The following is a 21,938-nucleotide window of genomic DNA, read 5'->3' as shown; positions in this document are numbered from 1 at the left end:
CGGCAATGCCCGGCAATGGGGATGCCCCACTCTACGCCGAGGCCTTCCATCCGAAAAATGAATTATCGAGATTGTTCCGTTCGCATTCAATGAACGCCCCAGCGCTGGGGCTACGGGGCGACGGGGCGGTGGGCCGGTGGGTCGGTGGGTCGGTGGGTCGGTGGGTCGGTGAGTCGGTGGATCGGTGGATCGGGGGATCGGGGGATCGGGGGATCGGCGGATCGGCGGATCGGCGGATCGGCGGATCGGCGGATCGGCGGATCGGCGGATCGGGGGATCGGGGGATCGGGGGATCGGGGGATCGGGGGATCGGCGGATCGGCGGATCGGCGGATCGGCGGATCGGCGGATCGGCGGATCGGCGGATCGGCGGATCGGCGGATCGGCGGATCGGGGGATCGGTGGATCGGTGGATCGGTGGATCGGTGGATCGGTGGATCGGGGGATCGGCGAGACCGAAGCACAGACGCTGTACGTCGACGAGCCGCCCCGCCCTGTGCGCAGGCGAGATTCCCCTCCCCGGCCGCGCCGTCAGCAAAGGTTCCGAATCGATGCCAAACTGGCAGCCCTTGTGACTCTGAGACGGGAGCAAACCAATGAGCCTGACGACTCGATGGATCGAAATCGACGCCGGCGAAGGCCAGCGCTACGACGGCTACCTGGCATTGCCGCGTGCCGGCAAAGGCCCGGGCGTCATCATCGTTCAGGAAATCTTCGGCGTGAACGCGCACATCCGGTCAGTGGCCGAGCAGTATGCGCTTGCAGGCTATGTCGCGCTCGCCCCCGACATCTTCTGGCGCAGCGAGCGGCGCGTGGAACTCGGCTACGAAGGCGCCGACCGGGACAAGGCGCTCGCGCTACTCAAAGCCGTCGACGTGCAGAAAACCGTGGGCGATCTCGGCGCGGCGGCCGCGACGCTGCGCGCCCAGCCCGAAACGACAGGCAAGATCGGCGTGGCCGGGTTCTGCTTCGGCGGCCAACTCGCTTACTTGATGGCGGCGCGCGGCGACGTGGATGCCGCTGTCGCCTACTATGGTGGCGGCATTCAGAACAAGCTCGACGAAGCGGATAAAGTCCAGGTGCCCATGCTGTTCCACTATGCGGAGCACGATTCGTCGATTCCGCAAACGGCCGTGGAGCAAGTGAAGCAGCGCTTCGCAGGGCATGCCAACGCGCGATTTTTCGACTACGCGGGCGTGAGCCACGGCTTCAACTGCTCGGACCGCTCCGCCTACGATCAGCACGCGTCGGCACTCGCACACGGACGCACGCTCGAGTTCTTGTCGTCGAACCTCTGAGCGCCTCGAACGATAGCGAATCGGCGTGGCCCATCCAGGCCGCGCCGATACTCCGCTTACCGTTTCGTTCGTGCTTTCGTTTGCCCGCGCTCGGCCCAATGCCGCGCGGTATCAGGGTTTCTATCAGGCCTTCTATCAGGCCTTCTTCGAGTAGGCGCTGCACCAGCCGCCGTTCGCCACTTGCTTGCCGCCGAACATCGGGCACGGCGCGAATGCATCGGTCGCCTTGCCTTGGAAGAACTGGCAACTAGCGCACTTCTCGCCCGCGGCATACTTCGGATACTTGGCTTTATCGACCTTGGTCGCATCCATCTTGTAGCCGAGCGCCACGGCGGTCGGGTCGTTTTCCGCAACGTGCGGCGCATCGGCCAGCGCCTCGCGCGAAGCCAGTGCCAACGCCGAGACGGCGCTGAGACTCGTGATCAAAAACGTGCGACGGGACGATTTCATGGGGAATCTCCTTTATATGTCTGGCTCACCGCTGCTTCTTTCGGCAGCAGTGGCCAGCATAGCAACGAAGTGCGGCGAGCGCAGCCAGGATGACGAAATGTCGCGGATAAGTCGTGGCAGCGATTCGTCGCTGCGGCCCGCAGCTGCGGCCCGGAGCTGCGACTCGTAGCTGCGACGCGTAGCGGCGGCGCCGCAAGATCGCCCCCCCTTCCGTCACCGCTCCGTCACGCGCGACCCAACAGGTCGCAAACGCGTTGTGCAATCGCAAGCGAGGCGGTCAAGCCCGGCGATTCGATGCCGAACAAGTTGACGAGCCCGCGCACGCCGTGCGCGGCCGGCCCCTGAATCACGAAATCGGCCGCGCTCTCGCCCGGCCCCGACAGCTTGGGCCGAATCCCCGCGTAGGCGGGCTGCAGCGCATCGTCAGGCAAATCCGGCCAATACTCGCGAATCGCCGAGTAAAAGGCGTCGGCACGGCGCGGATCGACGTCGTAGTTGATCGTGTCGACCCATTCGACATCAGGGCCGAAGCGCGCCTGGCCGCCGAGGTCGATCGTCAAATGCACGCCCAGGCCGGCTTCGTTCGGCATCGGATAGATGAGCCGAGAAAACGGCGCGCGCCCCGAAATGCTGAAGTAATTGCCGCGCGCCAGATAGAGCGGCGGGACATGACGCGCGTCAAGGCCGCGAATCTTGCGCGCCAGCGCGTTCGCGTGCAGGCCGGCGCTGTTGACGACGCTCGCGGCCGACAGCGTGGTGGGCGACTCGCCGGCCACCGTCACGATGAAACGCCCGCCGCGGGCCTCGACCGATTCCACGGGCGAGTGAAACGCGCAGACCGCGCCCCCGCGCTCGGCATCGCCCTGTAGAGCGAGCAGCAACTGATGACTGTCGACGATCCCCGTCTGTGGCGAGAAGACGGCTGCCTCGCAGTGCAAAGCCGGCTCGAGCTCCTGGGCGTCGGCACCCGATAGCCGGATGAGGTCGAGCACGCCGTTCTCTTTTCCGCGCGCCTCGATCGCCGCCAACTGGGCCTGTTGATTACGCGCCGTTGCGACGAGCAGCTTGCCGCAACGCTGATGCGGCACGCCGCGCGCGGCGCAATATTCGTAAAGCATTTCGCGGCCGCGCACGCATAACGTCGCCTTCAGCGAGCCGCGCGGATAGTAGAGCCCCGCGTGGATGACCTCGCTATTGCGCGAGCTCGTGCCCGTGCCGATGGCTTCGCTCGCTTCGAGCACGATCACTTCGCGGCCGCGTTCGGCGAGCGAGCGCGCAATCGCGAGGCCGACCACGCCCGCGCCGATCACTACACATTCGATCTCATCCATGTTCTTTGGTCGCGACCCGCTGGGCCGCGCTTCTCCGTCCAACTGCTCGGTGGAACGTCTGCGTCCACGCCCGCGCCTGAAGCGTCACGAACCTTCCGTTCGTATCGACGCGGCGCGTCACGGTGACGATGCGTAAGCTCATTGTACGATGCCATCGCGCGCCGTTCCCCCTCACCGAGAGCGAAACACCGTCCTTAAGGCCGAAAGAAACGTACCCCAACGGGATCGCCCCGCCTCCAGACTGCCGGGCGCCCGCTGTCTCAGAATCCGATCGGCCGTCGGCGCGCGCCGCGTTCGGGGCGGACGTCGTCGGCACGCACGAAGTCGCGGCCGTCGATGCGCGCCTCGCCGAACGCGTGGAGAATCGCGCGGCGCATGTCGCGCGGCGAAGCGCGCGACAGGGCTTCGAGCGCGTCGTCGGCGAGTTGCTCCGGAAAGCGGCGTCCCCAATAGTGCGCGGCGCGCACTTCGTCATAGATGGTCTGCGCGATGCGGCGCGCGCCGTCGCGATCGGGCGGCGCGATCTCGTAGACGCTCATGCGGCTCAGGATCGGCTCGGGAATCGATCGTTCATCGTTGGCCGTCGCGACCCAGATGACCTGGCCGGCATTGATCGGGATTTCGGCGAACTCGTCGATGAACGTCTGAGCGGTGTCGTATTCGAGCAGCGCGTAGAGCGCGCCGAGCGGATCGTATTGGGCATCGCCGCCTGCTTTGTCGATTTCGTCGACGACCATGACGGGATTCGCATAGCTGCCGTTCACGAGCGTCTCGAACACCTTGCCCGGCTTCGAGTTCTTCCACTGCGAGGAAGCCCCGGAAAGAATCCACCCCGCCGTCAGCGAGCTCATCGCCACGTAATGGTGTGACGTGCCGAGTAGCCGTGCGAGCGCTTTGGCGAAATGCGTCTTGCCGATGCCGGGATCGCCGAGCAGCAGCATCGGCATCAACTCGAGCCGGTCTTCCGTCTCCATGCAAAGGGCGACTTGCCGGCGCACGTCTTCCAAAGGGTCGGCGAAATTCGGGAGGGCGTCGATGAGCGCATCGATCGCCGGCATGCGGTTCGGCTTCACGCAGAACCGCAAATTGCCCACCTTCAGCATTTTTTCGTAGGTCGTGCGCAGCGCCTCGTTGGCCCCTTCACTGAGTTCGTTCAGCGCCGTTTCGACCCGTTCGAGGTCGTACACCTTGCTGAACGACGCCACCGCAATTTCCTGTTTCACCACTGCCGTCGTCATCGCGCCCCCTTGCATGCCGTTGCCAAGCGCATGAGTGCCGAGCGCCCCGTGCAAACCGGGTATTGCATGCGTCCCGCCGCAGGCGGCGCATCGTTCACTACTTTGCCGTTTCAGTGTAGCCAAGCAAGTTCCATGCGAAAAGCCAGCAGCGCCGTGCGCGTGCTGCTAATAGCCCGCGCCCCGCGCAGCGTTAGGCGTAAGATGGGCGCTTGTCGTGTCGCGCGGCGGTACTCGCCGGCGCGAAGGAGAACGGTTCGATGAGGCGTGTTACCCGCAGCGCCGCCGGATTCGGCGGCATCGTCGCCAGTTGGCTCGGCCTACTCGGCATGCTCACCGTGCTCGCGCTGGCCAGCGATGCCGCCGCCGCACAGGATGCCGCCGGCGCAAGCGCGCCGGCACCCATCGCGCCCGGCGCGTCCATGCCCGACGACGAACCACCGGCCGTCACCTGGCAGCTCGACGTCCTGCGCAACGGGCAAACGATCGACACGTTCCACGCCACGACGACGGTCGGTCAAGCGTTCAGTGCCACCCACCATCACCCCATCACGCATCGCGTTGGCTGCAAGGACAATCCGGCAGGCGGCATCGATCTTGCGCGGACGATATCGGTCTCCCCGGTTGCGGCCGATGTCGGCGGCGTCACGCTCGCCATCGACGCCGACGAGACCATCGAGGACGATTCGGCCCCGACGACGCCCGAAGGCTGCGCGCTACCGCCGCAGCCCCGGCGCGTGAACGCGAGCCACCCGGGCCTCGTCGTACCGATCGGTGGATCGGCGGATTGGACGCTGATCGACAAGAATCCGACGCTCGTCTATCGCGTGCGCGCGAGCGTCGCGTCTCATTGATGAACGACTGAATCGAAGCGGAAGCGACGCGGCATGCGAAACCCCGAAGAACTGACCCAGGCAGCCGCGGCTGCCCCGCACAAAAAGGAATTCGTCGCGGTCAGCTGGAACCTGCACAAGGGCCGCTCGCCGCTCGGCTTCACCGCATGGAAAGCGATGCAGCGCTGGGTCGAATCGACGCACGCCGACGTCTATTTTCTACAGGAAGCCATGGCGCGGCGCATGCCCGGCCCGATGCTCGCGACGAGCTTCGGCACGCCCGTGCACGAGCCGCTTGCCGATGTCTGGGAATGCCAAGCGACCGAAATTGCGCATGCGCTCGATCTCGACATCGCGCTCGGGCCGAACGTCTTCAAGCCGTCCTGGCGCCACGGCAACGCGATCCTCTCGCCGCATCCGCTCGATCTCGGCGGGCGTTGGGACATTTCAGCGCATCGGTTCGAGCGGCGCGGCCTGCTCGTTGCGCGCGCGCAGTTCGCGGGGCAATCCGTCACGCTGCTTTGCGCGCACCTTGCGCTCACGCGCTCGGCCCGTGTGCGCCAGATGAATTGGATCGCGCACTGGATCGCGCGTGAGGCGCCGGAAGGCCCGCTCGTGCTCGCCGGCGATTTCAACGACTGGCGCAACGATTCCGTCGGCATCTTCGGCGAACACGGGCTCGTCGAAGTCGCCACGCTGCTCGGGCAGCCGGCACGCACGTTTCCCGCGTTTTCGCCGGCGCTCGCGCTCGACAAGATGTTCGTGCGCGGCATGCAGCCGATCGCCTGCGTGCAGCCCACGCAGGAAACGGCCTGGCTCTCCGATCACCTGCCCTACATTGCGCAGCTCGAGTTGAAAGACTGAGCGAACGGGCGGATCGTCGCTCGGCAACCGAAGTGGGGGCCGCGACCGCGTCGACGTTCGCCCGCCGGCCCGTTGGCCGTTGGCCTCGCGAAGGCCTGTCTCGGACGCAAAAACCCCACGCGGCGCGGTGATGTTCCAAGCGCGGTAAAATAGCGGGTTTCCAGCGTCGCGAGACGCTGCCTCGCGACAGCCCTTCGCCCTAGCCCCGCCGGCCGGAGCGTTCGTGTGCCGAGCGCTTTGGTGACCATCCCTTCGCACTTTCTAGCAGCCATGAGCAATCTGAACCCGCAAACCGTCCTCTCCGTCCACCACTGGACCGACACCCTGTTCAGCTTCACTTGCACCCGCGATGCGTCGTTTCGCTTCGAAAACGGGCAATTCACGATGGTCGGGCTCGAAGTGGACGGCAAGCCGCTGATCCGTGCGTACAGCATGGCGAGCGCGAACTACGAGGAAAACCTCGAATTTTTGAGCATCAAGGTGCAAGACGGCCCGCTCACCTCGCGCCTGCAGCACTTGAAGGTCGGCGATCAAGTTCTCATCGGCAAGAAGCCGACCGGCACGCTGATGGCCGACAACCTGCTGCCGGGCAAGACGCTCTGGCTGCTCTCGACGGGCACGGGCCTCGCGCCGTTCATGTCGATCATCAAGGACCCCACCGTCTACGACCGCTACGAAAAGGTCGTGCTGACGCATACGTGCCGTTTCGTCGACGAGCTCGCGTACAAGGACTACATCACCGAGCATTTGCCGGCTCACGAGGACATCGGCGAGATCGTTCGCGAGAAGCTCATCTACTATCCGACCGTCACGCGCGAAACGTTCCAGAACCGCGGCCGGATCACCGAGCTCATCGATACGCAGAAGCTGTTCGAAGATCTGAACGTGCCGCCGTTCTCGCTCGAGAACGACCGCGTCATGCTCTGCGGCAGCCCGCACATGCTGCGCGACACGCGCGAGCTGCTCGACGGGCTCGGCTTCAAGGAAGGCAGCAACAACGAGCCGGGACACTACGTCGTCGAAAAAGCGTTCGTCGGCTGAACGCCACCGCGCCCCGGGCCGTAGCGGGCCGATGCCCGGCGTCTCGCGGCTCATCAGCGCGCCAGCGGTAAGGAAACCGGAGCCTTCGGGCTTCGGTTTTTTTTCGCCTGGCGGCCGGATATCGGTGGCGTCGGCGCTGACGCTATCGCATCGAATCGGTCTGCCTTGCCGTTACATTTATCCGTTCCACTCCCGCCCTTTCTTCGTAGGAATTTTTCCTACAACCAAAAATCTCGAACTGTCAATTCGGACATGTCAAGGCCGTTTACGGCGCGTCGCGCCGCCATTTTCCTTAATTTTGAGATATGATCCGCCCCAAACGGGGTCGAATGGAAACGTTTTGTCCCAGCAGCGTAGGTGTTACGAGATGTAAATGGCGTTACGCAGACGCGTCCTATTTTCCGGCGTCGATGCGTAAAAATTCGAGATTGTGGTCTTACCGATGAGTGAACGTCTGGCTAATTCCGCTCGGCAGCACGATGACTTGGATCTGTCGACGGTCGTCCCGCTGGTCGCCGGCGCGATTTCCGCCGCCAAGCGGCCGCTCCCACGCAGCGCTCGGTCGCCCGCGTCTGCAACCGCCCCGTTGGAATGCTCGCAGGAACGACGCGCGGATGAACGGCATCGGCGCGAGCACGCCGCCGAACTGGACGAAGCACGCGAGGAAATCAAGCAGCATGTGGCTCGCGAGTTGCACGATGGGCTCGGCGCCGAATTGACGGCGGCGCGCTTCGCGCTGGCCAACGTCGAGCATGCGCTCAATGCGGGAGGCGACGTCGCGAGCGCGGCGAGCGCCGCGCTCGCATTGGCCCAGCAATCGCTCGATGCCGCCTGCGAAGCAGGCCGCCGGTTGATCCAAGAGTTGCACACGCCCAACGTCGAAGGCGGCATCGTGTCGGCGCTCGCCGACTGGACGCGCGCATTCTCCGAACGCACGGGCCTCGCCACGAGCTTCGTCTGCGCGGCCGACGTGCGCCTCACGCAGTTGCCGGACGACGCCGCGCTCGCCGTCATGCGCGTCGCACAGGAGGCGCTGAACAACGTCGCCAAGCACGCGGATGCGTCGCGCGCCGACGTCAGCATCCAGACGGACGCAAAACGGCTGGTGCTCGTCATCGAGGACGATGGGCGCGGCATGCCGCCCCGCGCACGCCGCGCGGGCGCACCGGATTCGGTCAACGCCCGCGGCTTCGGGCTCCCCGGCATGCGTGCGCGCTGCGAACGGTTCGGCGGTGCGGTGCGCATCGCCTCGCGGCTGCGCGACGAGACGTCGAGCCCCTACGGCGCCTGGCCGGCCGATGCCGGCGCCCCGGCGAGCCGCTCGGGCACGACCGTGCGCGCGCACGTTCTGTGGGCAGCGATGACGCACGCGGGCGATGCCGCGACGAGCGCTCGGCCCCCGCGCGTCATGCGCGCGAGGTGAGGCGATGACGTTCAGGATCCTGCTCGTCGACGACCACGCCATCGTTCGTCAAGGCGTTCGGCAGCTCTTGCTGAACCACGGCGTCGCGCGAGAAGTCGTCGAAGCCGATACCGGTGCGCAAGCGCTCGCCAGCCTCGACGACGGCGATCCGTTCGACATCATCTTGCTCGACATCTCGCTGCCCGACATGAACGGCGTGGAAGTGCTCAAGCGCGTGAAGCGCCGCGCGCCGCGCATGCCCGTCATGATGTTTTCGATGTACCGCGAGGATCAGTACGCCGTGCGCTCGCTCAAGGCGGGTGCGGCCGGCTATTTGTCGAAGACGGTGACGGCCGCGCAAATGATCGAGGCGATCCGCCAAGTCGCGGCGGGCCGCAAGTACGTGAGCCCCGCGCTGGCCGAGGCGCTCGCCGATTACGTCTCGTTCGACAGCGACCAGTTGCCCCACGAAAAGCTCTCCGACCGCGAGTACCAGACGCTATGCATGCTCGCCTCGGGCAAGCGGCTGACCGACATCGCCCATGCGCTCTCGCTGTCGGTCAAGACGGTCAGCGTCTATCGCGCTCGGCTGCTCGAAAAGATGAAATTACGCAACAACGCCGAGCTGACGTTCTACGTCATGAGCAACCGGCTCGTCGACCTGAACCCGGTGATGACGGGTTGAAATAGGGCGACATCATCCCCTCCTGAAAAATCCCTCAGATTATTCTGAGTTGCACCGTCGCAACCGGTCTGGCTGGCCGTTTGGGCTAGAATCTACGGTTTTTTTCCGCACTGAGTTGCACCACTGGGTGCAACCATCAGGAGACCCTGATTCCATGTCCCTCTTCCGCAAGAAAAACGTCGAGCAAATGATCGCCGGGGCCGAGCGCACCGGCCTGAAGAAAGCCCTCGGCGCGCTCGATCTGACGTTCCTCGGCATCGGCGCCATCATCGGCACCGGCATCTTCGTGCTGACGGGCACGGGCGCCGTTCAGGCCGGCCCCGCGCTGGTGATCGCCTTCCTGATCGCTGCCGTCGCCTGCGCGCTGGCCGGCCTCGCGTATGCGGAATTCGCGTCGACGATCCCCGTCGCCGGCTCCATCTACACGTATTCCTACGCCACGCTCGGCGAACTCGTGGCGTGGATCATCGGCTGGGACCTCATGCTCGAGTACGGGCTCGCCACCTCGGCCGTCTCGGTCGGCTGGTCCGGCTACCTGCAATCGCTCGTGGCCGGCTTCGGCTTGCAGCTGCCGGTGGCGCTGACGGCCGCCCCAGGCGCCGTTGCGGGCGTGACCACCCTGTTCAATCTGCCGGCGTTCCTCGTGATGATCGTGATCACGACGCTGCTCTCGATCGGCGTGCGCGAATCGACGCGCATCAACAATCTGATGGTCGCGATCAAGGTCGCGGTCGTGCTGGCCGTCATCGCGGTCGGCGTGTTTCACGTGCGGCCGGCGAATTGGCATCCGTTCATGCCGAACGGCTGGCACGGCGTGTTCGGTGCCGCGGCCGTCATGTTCTTCGCGTTCATCGGCTTCGATTCGGTCTCGTCCGCGGCCGAGGAAGTCAAGAACCCGAAGCGCGACCTGCCGATCGGCATCATCGCGTCGCTTTCCGTCTGCGCCGTGCTCTACGTCGCCGTGGCCGCCATCGTCACCGGCATCGTGCCCTCGCCGCGCTTCGCCGATGTCTCGCACCCGGTCTCGTATGCGCTGCAGGTGGCCGGGCAGAATTGGGTGGCCGGCTTCATCGATCTGGGCGCGGTGCTCGGCATGCTGACCGTCATCCTCGTCATGAGCTACGGCCAAACGCGGATCATTTTCGCGATGTCGCGCGACGGCCTGCTGCCGAAAACGCTCTCGCGCGTGCATCCGCGCTTTGCCACGCCGTTCCTGACCACTTGGCTCGTCGGCCTGTTCTTCGGCCTCATCGGCGCGCTCGTGCCGCTGAACGTGCTGGCCGAGCTGATCAACATCGGCACGCTGGCCGCGTTTTCGATGGTGTCGATCGCCGTGCTGATCCTGCGCCGCACGCACCCGCATCTGCCGCGCGCGTTCCGCTGCCCAGGCGTGCCGGTCGTGCCGCTCTTGGCCGTCGCCGCCTGCCTGTTCTTGATGGTGAACCTGCAGTGGATCACCTGGGTCGCTTTCCTCGTCTGGCTCGCGATCGGCCTCGTCGTCTACTTCGGCTATTCGCGCCGCAATTCGCTGCTGGGCCGCGGCGCACAGTAAGCGTCGCTCGTTCCCCGGGCCGCCGGCGTGCACGCGCGGCGCGGCCCGCGTACTCGACGGCCTATTCGACGGCATCTCGGGCATCGCGCCGCGATGCCGTTTTCTTTTGCATACGGCTTGCTCAGATCGTCTTGCGGAACAGCCGGTGAACTTGCTCGCGCTGCGCGGTCCATAATGATCACGCTTTGGTCGACAACGTCCGACGTTCGAATGGGCGGGCGCCGGTCCTTCCCTCTTAAAGGAGGAGCAATGCAATGGAATTGACGGAGAGCTACACGTTGCCCGTGCCGCCGCAACGGGCTTGGGAGGCACTCACCGATGCCGCGATCCTGCGCGCGTCGATTCCCGGCTGCGAAGACATCCAAGCCGATGGGGAAAACGGCTTCGCATTGGCCGTCAATCTCGGGGCCGACGGGGTCGGTTCCCGCTTCAAGGGGCGCGTCAGGCTGACCGAAGTGGACACCCCCGGCGCCCGCACCTTGGTGTTCCAACTCGATGCACCGCCGCCCGGCGCTGCCAATGGCGGGGGCCCGCACGGCGCGCGGCTGCGGCTCGAAGCCGACGGCGATGCGTCGAGCACGCTTCTTTACACGGCCTACGCGCAGACGCTGCATGCCGATGGCGAAAGTCCAGCCGACGACGTCGTGCGCAAAGTCGCCGATGAATTCTTCAAGCGCTTCGCCGCGCGTTTGAGCGCGCTGGACCAGCCGCTGCCCAGCGATGCGCCGCAGCCCGCCGGGGCGTCGATGCAGCATGCGGCGGTGCTGGAATCGGCGCCGTCGGGCAAGGGGGGGAAATCGTGGAAGGCATGGACCTCGAAGTCCTGACGACGAGTGCGCGCTGGCTCGCCGACGGCAAGCCGGTCGTGCTGGCGACGGTCGTGCGCACGTGGGGCTCCTCGCCACGCCCCGAGGGCGCGATGCTCGCGCTTCGCGGCGACGGTCTCGTCGTCGGCTCGGTGTCGGGAGGCTGCATCGAGGATGATTTGATCGAGCGCATGCGGCGAGGCGAGATCGACCTCGGGCGGCCGAGCGTCGCTCGGTACGGCATCGCGGCCGAGGAGGCGCATCGCTTCGGTTTGCCTTGCGGCGGCACGCTCGAGCTCGTGCTCGAGCCGCTGACGAACGAGAGCGGGATCGGCTTGCTCTGCGAAACGCTCGCGCGGGGGGCGCTCGTGGCGCGCACGCTGGAAATGGCTACGGGGTGCGCCAGCCTCGCCCCGGCCTCCGCTACCGACGGCATCCGGTTCGACGGCGAGCGGCTCGTGACGATCCACGGGCCGCGCTATCGAATGCTGATCATCGGCGCGGGGCAATTGTCGAGCTACTTGGCGTCGATGGCGGTTGGGCTCGGTTACCGCGTGACCGTGTGCGATCCACGCGAGGCGTACACGGACGAGTGGAGCGTGCCCGGCACGGAAGTCGTCCGCTCCATGCCGGACGATGCGGTGCTCGAGATGAACCTCGATGTGCGCTCTGCCGTCATCGCACTCACGCATGATCCGAAGCTCGACGACTTGGCGCTGATGGAGGCGCTCAAGACGCCGGCGTTCTATGTCGGGGCACTGGGCTCGCGGCGCAACAACGCGGCGCGGCGCGAGCGGCTGCGCGAGTTCGATTTGAGCGACGCGCAATTGGCGCGGCTGCACGGGCCGGTCGGCATCTACATCGGCAGCCGCACGCCGCCGGAAATCGCGATTTCGATTCTGGCGGAGCTGACCGCGGCGAAGAACGGCGTGTCGCTGCCGACGATGCTGCAAGTGGAGGGGGCAAAGGCGGCGCGGGAGGGGGCCGCATGCGGAGTGTAGAGTTGCAATGGCCTACCTCCGATGCCCCGGTGATTGAATGACGGGTCACCATTCGGTTACTGGCGCACCGTGCGCGGATGGTGCGCCTCTGGCGCCGGCTAGCGCGGCAATAGCGGAACAGTCGAAGGCGACCTCGCAGATATGTCGCCCATATCGGCAGCGGAACTGGCGGAGGGCGACGCCGCACCTGAAGCTGCCGTTTGCCCCTCCTCATCCACCACCCCGCTCTCGAGCCGATACAACCAAGCCAGCAGCTCCGCCACGGCCTGATAGAGCTCGGGCGGAATGCGTGCATCGAGATCGACCTGCATCAGCAGCGACACCATTTCCGGCGCGCGATGAACGTAGAGCCCGGCCTCCTGCGCACGCTGGATGATCATCTCCGCCACGAGCCCATAGCCCTTCGCCACGACGCGCGGAGCCTTGTCGCCCCCCTTCTCGTCATAGGCGAGGGCCGCCGCGCTCTGGCGTCGCGCGCGCCGGCTCATGATCCGCTCCACTCGAACGGATCGTCGAACAATCGATCGATCGGCGAAGGCACGGGGCCGCGCTTGGCCTGCGCATCGGTCTCGCCGAGCGATGCGCCGAACGTGCCGAATGCCCCGGAAGGATTGAGCGGGCCGTCGCGCACTTCGACGTCCGACACATCCTGCGCTTGCGCCTCTCGGGCCTGATCTTCCGCCTGCGCGTGAGCCGCCGCACGCGCATAGGCCGACGTCGCCGCCGAAGCGGCCGCACCCGCCGCCGGCGCCGTCCCGCCGATTTCGCGGATCTGCAGGCCGGCCAACTCGATCCCGGCCGCCTGCAGCCGGCGTCCGAACGCCGCCCCGCCCGAGGTCAGCCGCGCCGCGCCGCCCGGGCTCGCCTGCACGCGCACGACCAACTGTGCGCCGTTGAGCACGAGTTCGGCATCGACGGTGCCGAGCGTCGGCAACGCGAGCGTCACGCGCGTGCGCCACGTCTGCTGCGTATCGTCTTCGGCTTCACCGGAGCGGCCGCGCCGCTCCCGCTCAGGCTCGATCGTCCAGTCAAGCTTGGCGCCCGGCCATATTTCGCCCGTCCAGCGGAACTGCTGCGTGGCCAGCACGTCGAGTTGCTGGCGCACGAGCGGAATCGTCGCCGGATGAATCGATGCGGCGATCGATGAGCGCGCGTCGGAGTCGGCGCTCGCCGAGCGGCCGGCATACGAGCCGCCGAACGCGGCATCTTCGAGAAGCGTGGTCTGCGCTCCGCGCCACGATGTGCCGTCGGCGGCCGTCCCCGAATAGGGGGCCGCGCCCGCATGCGGCGCGGCGCCGAACGCCGGCAGCGACAGTTGCGGCGGCAATTCGTGCGGCAACCAGCCGCCCCCCGCCGGCACGGCACCACCGGCCGCTTGCCAGCTGGGCATGGCGGCCGCGTCGGCGCTAGCCGCCGGATTGCCCCAATCGAGCGGCAGTTGCAGCGATTCGGCCGCAAGCCGCGTTTGCGGCTCGTTCGCGAGCGCTTGGGCCGTATAGCCGCCACTGAGCCATTGAGCGAGATGCGATTCGTAGAACAACCCGGATTCGTTGACGGTCTGCTCGAGCGCGGCCGCCAACGCCTCGACGGGCATCGCCGTGGCCGCCGCACCCACGGCGGCGCTGCCTGCCGCACCCGTCGTCGTCCCCGACGAGGCGGCACCCGCTTGTGCCGAGCCGGCTTGCACGCTCGAATCGGCCGCGGCGGCCGCGGCCGCGCCGTTGCCGGCCGCAAATAGCCCGCCCGCCGCCTGCTGCGTATCGATCGCGGGCGGCGACGGCCAGATCGGCGTCTGGCCGATGACGGCAGGCGTCGCCTCCCCGCCGAAGCGCGAAATGGCGTCGAGCGTCAGAGCGACTTCGGAAAGAATGGCTTGGGCAGAAGCGGGAGGCGGCGTATCAAGCAGCGCGGCCGCACCTTCGGCCGGCGCGGGCGTATCGACGGTGAGCCCCGTGGCGCCGGCTTGCGCCGCGTTCGTGCGTGAACCTGCGCCGACGCTGTCGAGCACACTGTCGATGCGGCTGACCAGCATCGAGGCGAGAGCAGAGTCGATTCCTGTCATGCCGCGTCCTTGCGCCGTCGTTCGGACCTACCCTACTCGGAGCGGCTTATGCCGCAGGCCGGGAAAAAGGTCGGGGGTTGAGTGCGCGGTGCGCGCGCTAGCGCGCGCCGAACAATTCCTTGAGCACGTGCGCGGGCCGCCGCGCCGAAAAAAATGCCGACAAACGCGCCACGCTCGGGTTGACGAGATCGCGAATCGCGGCATCGTCGGCCAGGATCTGGCGAATCAGGTCGTACTTGCGCAGCCGGTCGTGCTCGTCGAGCGACAGGCTCGTATCGGCGTCGCGCAACGTATCGACGAGCGCCCGGTACTCTTCCTGCAGCTCCATCAACTCGTTCCAGAGCGCCTTGCGGGCCGCCGAGAGCATCCGCGACGACACTGCCGCGATCGCCTCGTAGCGTTCAAAATAGTCGGTTTTCGAGTTCATCGCTGCGCGTCCGCCTGCCCCTGCTGCGCCATGATCCGTGCCGCCTCGATACCGATACCGACCCATGCTTCCTCGAGCGTCGCGAGCAATCCGTCGACTTCGACCAACATCGCTTCGCTTTGCGCGATGTTCGCCTCGAGCAGCCGACGCGTCATGTAGCTGTAGAGTGCGTCGAGCCGAGCTGCGATCTCACCCCCGGCATCCTTGTTCAGCGATGCCTGCAAGCCGCTTCCGATGATCCCGATGGCCTTGCTGATCGCTTCGCCGCGCGGGCCGATGTTGCCTTGCTGCAAATGCATGCGCGCCTGTGCAATGGCTTTGCGCGCACCTTGGTACAGCATCAGGATCAATCGATGCGGATTTGCGCCCATCACCCCTGTCTCGACGCCGACGCGCGCATATGCACTCGCTCCAGCGTGTCCTTGGGAAAACATCGGCGCTTCTCCTTGTGATCGTGAATGTGCGTCAATTCGACCGGCACGGCAGCGTTCGCGAACGCACGCCGCCCTGCCTGGCCCGCCGCTGCCGGGCCGCGCGCTCGGTCAAAACGCGCAGGTCATATCGCGGTTATCGGATCGCCTCGGGCAAAGCTTTAGGCGCCCGAGCCACCCGGCCGCGGGAACGCTCGGCTCACGGCCGGCCCCCGCGAACGGCCGCCGTTTCAGATCGACATCTGCATGATGTCGTTATAGGCGGAGACGAGCTTGTTGCGCACCTGCAAGCCGAACTGCAGGCCGAGATTCGCCTTCTGCATATCCACCATGACGTCGCTGAGCGAGACGTTCGGCGAGCCCATCTCGAACGCCTGGGATTCGCCGACGGCCTTGTTCTGGTCGCCGCTGATCTTGTCGAGCGAGCTCTTCAGGGCGGTGGCGAAGCTGCCGGCCGTCGCCACGCCCGACTGCTGGCCGAGCGCGGCGGACTTCGACTCGCCGGCGGCTTCGGCCGCCATGGCCTGCATCTGCTGCAGCGCCGAGGTGAGCGGATTGACTGGGACGGTCATCGGTTTCTCCAAAAAAAGGGGCGCAAGGCTGACGCCACTTCGAACGTGCGGCGCACCTCCCCATCACGGAGAGTGAGCATAGCAGCGGCCCTTTTCGCAAACCCGGGAAACTAGGGGGAAAACCCGCTTCTATTCGACTGATTCAGTTGCGCATCGGTATGGATAATCCCCATCGTGAAAGTGTCCCGCCCGTCCAGGCGAGGCTGAGCGCAGTGCTCGCCCCCTGTGGCCCGCCGGCCGGACACCCCGCATTCCGGAGAACCCCGACGCATGGATTCGCAGGCTAACTCTTTGATCAACCCCGATGCCCGCATGGGCCTCGCCAGCGCGCAGCCCGGCTCCGCCGCGGCCGGCTCGCTGCAAGGCGCCGGTGTAGGCGCGGCGGGCGGTGCGGCCGAGTTCGGCGGCTTCGCCCAGCGGCTGTCGTCGCTCTCGCAAATGCGAGGCAATCCGCGCGCGCCGTTCATCTTCGCCGTGGCCGTGCTGATCGCCGTCGTCACCGCACTCGTGCTCTGGAGCCGCACCCCGGACTACCGCGTTCTGTATACGAACTTGTCGGACCAGGACGGCGGCGCCGTCCTTGCTGCGCTGCAACAAGCCAACATTCCCTACAAGTTCTCGGACGGCGGCTCCGCGATTCTCGTGCCGTCGGACCAGGTCAACGAAACACGCTTGAAGCTCGCGTCGCAAGGGTTGCCCAAGAGCGGCTCGGTCGGCATGGAGTTGATGGACAACGAGAAGTTCGGCATCAGCCAGTTCGCCGAGCAAGTGAACTACCAGCGCGCGCTCGAAGGCGAGCTCGAGCGCACGATCCAGTCGATCTCCGTCGTGCGCCAAGCGCGCGTGCACCTAGCGATCCCGAAGCCCTCCGTGTTCGTCCGCGATCGGGAAGCGCCGACGGCGTCGGTGCTCGTCAACCTGTATCCGGGCCGGATGCTCGACGAGGGCCAAGTTTCCGCCATTACGCACATGGTGGCCTCGAGCGTCAGCGATCTGCCCGTCAAGAACGTCACGATCGTCGACCAGGACGGCACGCTGCTCACGCAGCCTTCCACGGGCTCGGGGCTCGACGCCTCGCAGCTCAAGTACGTCCAGCAAGTCGAACGCAACACGCAGCAGCGGATCGACGCGATCCTCGCCCCGCTGTTCGGCAACGGCAACGCGCACTCGCAAGTCAGCGCCGACATCGACTTCTCGCAGTTGGAGCAGACGGCCGAAACCTACGGCCCGAACGGCAGCCCGCAGCAGGCGTCGGTCCGCAGCCGCCAAACGAGCGAGGCGACCGAGATGACGCAAAGCGGCGCCTCCGGCGTGCCCGGCGCGCTGTCGAACACCCCGCCCCAGCCGGCTTCGGCGCCGATCGTCGCCGCCAGCGGCGCGTCCGCCACGGGCGTCACGACGACACCCGTGAGCGAGCGCAAGGACGCGACGACGAACTACGAGCTCGACAAGCACGTCACGCACATGGAGCAGGCCAAGGGCGGCGTGAAGCGTCTGTCGGCCGCGGTCGTCATCAACTACCAGCGTGTCGTCGACGCCAAGGGCCACGCGACGATGCAGCCGCTCACGCCCGAAAAGCTCGCACAGGTCACGCAGCTCGTGAAGGATGCGATGGGCTACGACGCCAAGCGCGGCGATTCGGTCAACATCGTCAACGCGACGTTCACGACCGAAGCCGACCCGCTCGCGAATCTGCCGTGGTGGAAGCAGCCCGAGATCATCTCGCTCGCGATCCAGGCGGCGAAATGGCTCGGCATCGGCCTCGTCGCGCTGATCCTCTACCTGATGATGGTCAAGCCCGCGATGAAGCGTGCTTTCCCGCCGCAGCTAGAGGGGCAAGCAGCCGACGGCTCGGGGTCGGGCTCGATGCTGGACGGCCCCGGCGAGCCCGTGCTGCTCGACGGCGGCTCGCCGTCGCCGGTCACGACGGCGATAGAGCTCGACAACGACATGGAGCAGAACCTGCTTGCGTTCGAGAGCGAGAAGCACAAGTTCGAGCGGAACCTCGACTACGCGCGGACGATCGCGCGCAAGGATCCGAAGATCGTAGCGACCGTTGTCAAGAATTGGGTGTCCGATGAGCGCTGAAGGGGTCACGAAGAGCGCGCTTCTGCTGATGTCGATCGGCGAGGAAGAAGCCGCTGAAGTATTCAAGTTTCTCGCGCCGCGCGAAGTGCAGAAGATCGGCGCCGCCATGGCCGCGCTCAAGAACGTGACGCGCGAGGAAGTCGAGCACGTGCTGCAAGACTTCGTCAAGGAAGCCGAGCAGCACACGGCGATGTCGCTCGATTCGAACGACTACATCCGTTCGGTGCTGACGAAGGCGCTCGGCGAAGACAAGGCCGGCGTGCTCATCGACCGTATCTTGCAAGGCAGCGATACGAGCGGGATCGAAGGGCTCAAGTGGATGGACTCGCCCGCCGTGGCCGAGCTCATCAAGAACGAGCACCCGCAGATCATCGCGACGATCCTCGTGCATTTGGATCGCGACCAGGCCTCGGAAATCGCCGCCTGCTTCACGGACCGGCTGCGCAACGACGTGCTGCTGCGCATCGCGACGCTCGACGGGATTCAGCCGGCCGCACTGCGCGAGCTCGACGACGTCCTGACGGGCTTGCTCTCGGGCAGCGACAATCTCAAGCGCAGCCCGATGGGCGGCATCCGCACGGCAGCCGAAATCCTGAACTTCATGCCGAGCGTGCACGAGGAATCGATTCTCGAGAACGTGCGCCAGTACGACGCGGACCTCGCGCAGAAGATCATCGACCAGATGTTCGTGTTCGAGAACCTGCTCGACCTCGAAGACCGCGCGATCCAGTTGCTGCTCAAGGAAGTCGAGTCCGAAGCGCTCATCATTTCGCTCAAGGGCGCCCCGCCCGCGCTGCGCCAGAAGTTCCTCTCGAACATGTCGCAGCGTGCAGCCGAGCTGCTCGCGGAAGATCTCGATGCGCGCGGCCCAGTGCGGGTCTCGGAAGTGGAAACGCAGCAGCGCCGCATCCTGCAGATCGTGCGCAACTTGGCCGAAAGCGGCCAGATCGTAATCGGCGGAAAGGCGGAAGATGCATATGTCTGATTCAGGCCGCTCGGACAAGAAGCCCCTCTCGGCGTATCAGCGCTGGGAGATGGCTTCGTTCGATCCGCCGCCCCCGCCCGATCCCGTCCGCGAGAACAAGCTCGCGCACGAAATCCAGCGCATTCGCGCAGCTGCGCATCACCAAGGGCTCGCCCAAGGGCACGTCGCCGGCCAGGCGATCGGCTATCAAGCCGGCTTCGACCAGGGCCATGCCCAAGGGCTGGAAAAAGGCCGCCAGGAAGCGCATGCCGAAGCCGCGCGGCTCGCCGGTCTCGCCGATGCGTTCAAGGCCGCCCTCGACGGCGCCCAAACGGAAATGGCGGACTCGCTCGTCGCGCTCGCGATCGACATTGCCCAGCAGGTCGTGCGCCAGCACGTCACGCACGATCCGGCCGCCCTCATCGCTGCCGCCCGCGAAGTGCTCGCGGGCGAGCCGGCGCTCGCGGGCGCCCCGCAATTGATCGTCAATCCGGCCGATCTGCCGATCGTCGAAGCCTATTTGAAAGACGAGCTCGACACGCTCGGCTGGAACGTGCGCACCGACGTGGCGGTCGAGCGCGGCGGCTGCCGCGCGCAGGCCGCCACCGGTGAGATCGACGCCACGGTCGGCACGCGCTGGCAGCGCGTCGCAGCCGCCCTCGGCAAGGTCAGCCAATGGTGAGCGAAACGTGAACGAAACCACCGTCGAATCGCTGCGTGCAAGCGGGCTTTCGCCGCTCGAAGTCGAGCTGGCGCTCGCCTCGTTCAGCCCCGAGGCGTTGCCCGAGGCACGTCGCGCGCTCGATCCGAACGCCAGCGAGACGGAAGCGGGCTTGGCCGGCGTCGATCCTGCGGACCAGCTAGCCGCGATCGACGCGATCGATGCCATTGCCAAGGCCGCCACAGGCGAGGATGCGCCCGCCCGGCGGGAACCTGGCGCGCATGCCGCCCCAAGCGCGGCGAGCGCCTCGCGCGCGGCCGCGCCGCATCCGGCGTTCACGCCCGATCCGGCGCTCGCGAACAACCCTCATCTGGCCGCTTGGCGCACGCGCCTCGACGCGCTGCGCGAGCGGACCGCGCTCGCGCGCCCGCTCTCGGCTTGCGGGCGCCTCACGCGCGCGGCGGGGCTCGTGCTCGAAGCGATCGGCATGCGCATGGCCGTGGGCGCCGAATGTCTGATCGAAATGCCGCCCGGCAGCACGTTGCCCATGGCCGAGGCCGAAGTGGTCGGCTTTGCCGGCGACCGGCTGTTTTTGATGCCGACGACCGAAGTGGCGGGCCTGTTGCCCGGCGCGCGCGTCTATCCGCGCGAGGCGGCGCCGCTCGCCGATCCGCTTGCCGGCGCCAAGCGCCTACCGGTCGGCTGGGGCATGCTCGGGCGCGTCGTCGATTCGTCGGGCCGCCCGCTGGACGGCCTCGGGCCGCTCGACACGCGCGCCGACGCGCCGCTGTCGGCACCCTCGATCAACCCGCTCAAGCGCGAGCCGATCCAGCAGGTGCTCGACGTCGGCGTGCGCGCGATCAACGCGCTGCTCACGGTCGGGCGCGGCCAGCGCATGGGCCTGTTCGCCGGCTCGGGCGTCGGCAAGTCGGTGCTGCTCGGCACGATGGCACGCTACACGAGCGCCGAGGTCATCGTCATCGGGCTCATTGGCGAGCGCGGCCGCGAAGTGAAGGAATTCATCGAGCAGATCCTCGGCGAGGAGGGCCTCGCCCGCTCCGTCGTCGTGGCGGCGCCGGCCGACGTCTCGCCGCTCATGCGGATGCAAGGTGCCGCCTACGCCACTTCGCTCGCCGAATATTTCCGGGATCAGGGCAAGCACGTCCTGCTGCTCATGGATTCGCTCACGCGCTACGCGATGGCGCAGCGCGAGATCGCGCTCGCGATCGGCGAGCCGCCCGCGACGAAAGGCTATCCGCCGTCCGTCTTCGCCAAGCTGCCGGCGCTCGTCGAGCGCACGGGCAACGGCCCGGCCGGCGGCGGCTCGATCACGGCGTTCTACACCGTGCTGACGGAAGGCGACGATCAGCAAGACCCGATCGCCGACGCGGCGCGTGCGATTCTCGACGGCCATATCGTGCTGTCGCGCGCGCTTGCCGAAGCGGGCCATTATCCGGCCATCGACATCGAAGCCTCGATCAGCCGGGCGATGACGGCGCTCATCGACGAGAAGCATCTGGAGCGCGTGCGGCTCTTCAAGCAGATGCTGTCCCGTTATCAGCGCAATCGCGACTTGATCAACGTCGGGGCCTATTCGAGCGGGCGCGATGCGCTGCTCGACCGGGCAATCGCGCTCTATCCGCGCATCGAAGCATTCTTGCAGCAGGGCTTTCGCGAATGTGCACCGTTCGAGCCAAGCCTCAATATGCTGGATGCGTTGTTTCAATGAGGAGTTCTAAGCGATGGCGAAGCATTTTCCGATCAAGACGCTGATCGACCTCGCGCAAGACGATGTCGACGCGGCGGCCAAGCAGCTCGGCCGCGTGCAGCGCGAGCGCGCCGACATCCAGGCGCAACTCGATTCGTTGGTCCGCTATCGCGACGAGTATCACGCGAACTTCTCCGCTTCGGCCCAGGCCGGCATGCCCGCCGGCAACTGGCGCAACTTTCAGGCGTTCATCGATACGCTCGACGCGGCGATCGAACAGCAGCGGCGCCTGCTCACGGCCGCCACCTCGCGCGTCGAGGCGGCCAAGCCCGAGTGGCAGCGTCAAAAGCAGAAGCTGGGTTCGTACGAAGTCCTGCAGGCGCGCGGCGATGCCGAGCAGGCCCGGCTCGCCGCGCGGCGCGAGCAGCGCGACGCCGACGAGCATGCGGCGAAAATGCTGCGCATGCGGCACGAAAACTTGAATTGAACTGAATCGAATTGAATCGAATCGGCGGGCGCCGTGACGGC

Annotated in this window: 22 protein-coding genes; 14 read left to right on the top strand and 8 right to left on the bottom strand. The window is 66.5% G+C overall.

Annotated features, from left to right (window positions below; genetic code table 11):
* Positions 1-601 precede the first annotated feature (601 nt).
* Complete coding sequence (locus tag ACTHNZ_RS09650; protein ID WP_440542283.1) at positions 602-1,297, top strand: dienelactone hydrolase family protein; 696 nt, start codon at positions 602-604, stop codon at positions 1,295-1,297.
* 135 nt (positions 1,298-1,432) lie between these two features.
* Here the strand turns inward: ACTHNZ_RS09650 and ACTHNZ_RS09645 are convergent, their stop codons facing one another.
* The 3 genes from ACTHNZ_RS09645 to ACTHNZ_RS09635 all read right to left on the bottom strand — a co-directional run bounded on the left by ACTHNZ_RS09645 (position 1,433) and on the right by ACTHNZ_RS09635 (position 4,316).
* Positions 1,433-1,747: a high-potential iron-sulfur protein gene (locus ACTHNZ_RS09645; RefSeq protein WP_440542277.1), complete on the bottom strand. Its 315-nt coding sequence runs from the start codon at positions 1,745-1,747 to the stop codon at positions 1,433-1,435.
* Positions 1,748-1,971: 224 nt separating this feature from the next.
* Entirely contained in the window at positions 1,972-3,078 is a 1,107-nt protein-coding gene (locus ACTHNZ_RS09640; RefSeq protein ID WP_440542276.1) for an NAD(P)/FAD-dependent oxidoreductase, read from the bottom strand.
* A gap of 260 nt (positions 3,079-3,338) precedes the next feature.
* The gene (locus ACTHNZ_RS09635) at positions 3,339-4,316 is read right to left on the bottom strand and encodes an AAA family ATPase (protein WP_440542275.1); all 978 of its coding nucleotides are present in this window, start codon (positions 4,314-4,316) and stop codon (positions 3,339-3,341) included.
* Positions 4,317-4,735: 419 nt separating this feature from the next.
* Here ACTHNZ_RS09635 and ACTHNZ_RS09630 point away from each other — a divergent pair, with 419 nt between their 5' ends.
* The 8 genes from ACTHNZ_RS09630 to ACTHNZ_RS09595 all read left to right on the top strand — a co-directional run bounded on the left by ACTHNZ_RS09630 (position 4,736) and on the right by ACTHNZ_RS09595 (position 12,497).
* Complete coding sequence (locus ACTHNZ_RS09630) at positions 4,736-5,167, top strand: hypothetical protein (protein WP_440542282.1); 432 nt, start codon at positions 4,736-4,738, stop codon at positions 5,165-5,167.
* 33 nt (positions 5,168-5,200) lie between these two features.
* The gene (locus ACTHNZ_RS09625) at positions 5,201-6,010 is read left to right on the top strand and encodes an endonuclease/exonuclease/phosphatase family protein (protein WP_440542274.1); all 810 of its coding nucleotides are present in this window, start codon (positions 5,201-5,203) and stop codon (positions 6,008-6,010) included.
* A gap of 270 nt (positions 6,011-6,280) precedes the next feature.
* Positions 6,281-7,051 (top strand): ferredoxin--NADP reductase, encoded by a 771-nt coding sequence (locus ACTHNZ_RS09620; RefSeq protein ID WP_440542281.1) that lies wholly within the window; start codon positions 6,281-6,283, stop codon positions 7,049-7,051.
* A gap of 442 nt (positions 7,052-7,493) precedes the next feature.
* A complete protein-coding gene (locus ACTHNZ_RS09615) occupies positions 7,494-8,474 on the top strand; it encodes a sensor histidine kinase (RefSeq protein WP_440542273.1) in 981 nt (326 codons plus the stop codon).
* A gap of 4 nt (positions 8,475-8,478) precedes the next feature.
* Positions 8,479-9,138 (top strand): response regulator transcription factor RqpR, encoded by a 660-nt coding sequence (gene rqpR, locus ACTHNZ_RS09610; protein ID WP_440542272.1) that lies wholly within the window; start codon positions 8,479-8,481, stop codon positions 9,136-9,138.
* Positions 9,139-9,292: 154 nt separating this feature from the next.
* Positions 9,293-10,690: an amino acid permease gene (locus tag ACTHNZ_RS09605; RefSeq protein ID WP_440542271.1), complete on the top strand. Its 1,398-nt coding sequence runs from the start codon at positions 9,293-9,295 to the stop codon at positions 10,688-10,690.
* A 254-nt stretch (positions 10,691-10,944) separates the two neighbouring features.
* Positions 10,945-11,517, top strand: a complete 573-nt coding sequence (locus tag ACTHNZ_RS09600; protein ID WP_440542270.1) for a CoxG family protein — start codon at positions 10,945-10,947, stop codon at positions 11,515-11,517.
* Entirely contained in the window at positions 11,490-12,497 is a 1,008-nt protein-coding gene (locus ACTHNZ_RS09595; RefSeq protein WP_440542269.1) for an XdhC family protein, read from the top strand. The genes ACTHNZ_RS09600 and ACTHNZ_RS09595 overlap by 28 nt, the downstream gene beginning before the upstream one ends.
* Positions 12,498-12,595: 98 nt before the next feature.
* Here the strand turns inward: ACTHNZ_RS09595 and ACTHNZ_RS09590 are convergent, their stop codons facing one another.
* The 5 genes from ACTHNZ_RS09590 to fliE form a co-directional block, all read right to left on the bottom strand.
* Entirely contained in the window at positions 12,596-12,985 is a 390-nt protein-coding gene (locus tag ACTHNZ_RS09590) for an EscU/YscU/HrcU family type III secretion system export apparatus switch protein (protein WP_440542268.1), read from the bottom strand.
* A complete protein-coding gene (fliK, locus tag ACTHNZ_RS09585) occupies positions 12,982-14,559 on the bottom strand; it encodes a flagellar hook-length control protein FliK (RefSeq protein WP_440542267.1) in 1,578 nt (525 codons plus the stop codon). The genes ACTHNZ_RS09590 and fliK overlap by 4 nt, the downstream gene beginning before the upstream one ends.
* A gap of 97 nt (positions 14,560-14,656) precedes the next feature.
* Positions 14,657-14,986 (bottom strand): flagellar protein FliT, encoded by a 330-nt coding sequence (locus ACTHNZ_RS09580; protein WP_440542266.1) that lies wholly within the window; start codon positions 14,984-14,986, stop codon positions 14,657-14,659.
* Entirely contained in the window at positions 14,983-15,420 is a 438-nt protein-coding gene (gene fliS, locus ACTHNZ_RS09575; protein WP_440542265.1) for a flagellar export chaperone FliS, read from the bottom strand. The genes ACTHNZ_RS09580 and fliS overlap by 4 nt, the downstream gene beginning before the upstream one ends.
* A 227-nt stretch (positions 15,421-15,647) precedes the next feature.
* A complete protein-coding gene (gene fliE, locus ACTHNZ_RS09570) occupies positions 15,648-15,989 on the bottom strand; it encodes a flagellar hook-basal body complex protein FliE (RefSeq protein ID WP_440542264.1) in 342 nt (113 codons plus the stop codon).
* Between the two features lie 270 nt (positions 15,990-16,259).
* Here fliE and fliF point away from each other — a divergent pair, with 270 nt between their 5' ends.
* Genes fliF through fliJ form a run of 5 tightly spaced genes read left to right on the top strand, consistent with a single transcriptional unit; the run spans position 16,260 to position 21,897 of the window.
* On the top strand, positions 16,260-18,077 hold the full coding sequence (gene fliF, locus ACTHNZ_RS09565) for a flagellar basal-body MS-ring/collar protein FliF (RefSeq protein WP_440542263.1): 1,818 nt from the start codon (positions 16,260-16,262) through the stop codon (positions 18,075-18,077).
* Complete coding sequence (gene fliG, locus ACTHNZ_RS09560; protein ID WP_440536319.1) at positions 18,067-19,062, top strand: flagellar motor switch protein FliG; 996 nt, start codon at positions 18,067-18,069, stop codon at positions 19,060-19,062. The genes fliF and fliG overlap by 11 nt, the downstream gene beginning before the upstream one ends.
* Positions 19,055-19,723, top strand: a complete 669-nt coding sequence (gene fliH / locus ACTHNZ_RS09555) for a flagellar assembly protein FliH (protein WP_440542262.1) — start codon at positions 19,055-19,057, stop codon at positions 19,721-19,723. The genes fliG and fliH overlap by 8 nt, the downstream gene beginning before the upstream one ends.
* A gap of 7 nt (positions 19,724-19,730) precedes the next feature.
* Positions 19,731-21,431: a flagellar protein export ATPase FliI gene (fliI, locus tag ACTHNZ_RS09550; RefSeq protein WP_440542261.1), complete on the top strand. Its 1,701-nt coding sequence runs from the start codon at positions 19,731-19,733 to the stop codon at positions 21,429-21,431.
* Positions 21,432-21,444: 13 nt separating this feature from the next.
* Positions 21,445-21,897 carry a flagellar export protein FliJ gene (gene fliJ / locus ACTHNZ_RS09545; protein WP_440542260.1) on the top strand — a complete coding sequence of 151 codons (453 nt, stop codon included), beginning with the start codon at positions 21,445-21,447 and terminating at the stop codon, positions 21,895-21,897.
* Positions 21,898-21,938 lie beyond the last annotated feature (41 nt).

Source organism: Trinickia sp. (assembly GCF_051953955.1).
In the GTDB taxonomy this organism is placed as follows: Bacteria; Pseudomonadota; Gammaproteobacteria; order Burkholderiales; family Burkholderiaceae; genus Trinickia.
The sequence above is the reverse complement of the archived record's forward strand: the minus strand, read 5'-3'. Positions and strand labels throughout refer to the sequence as shown.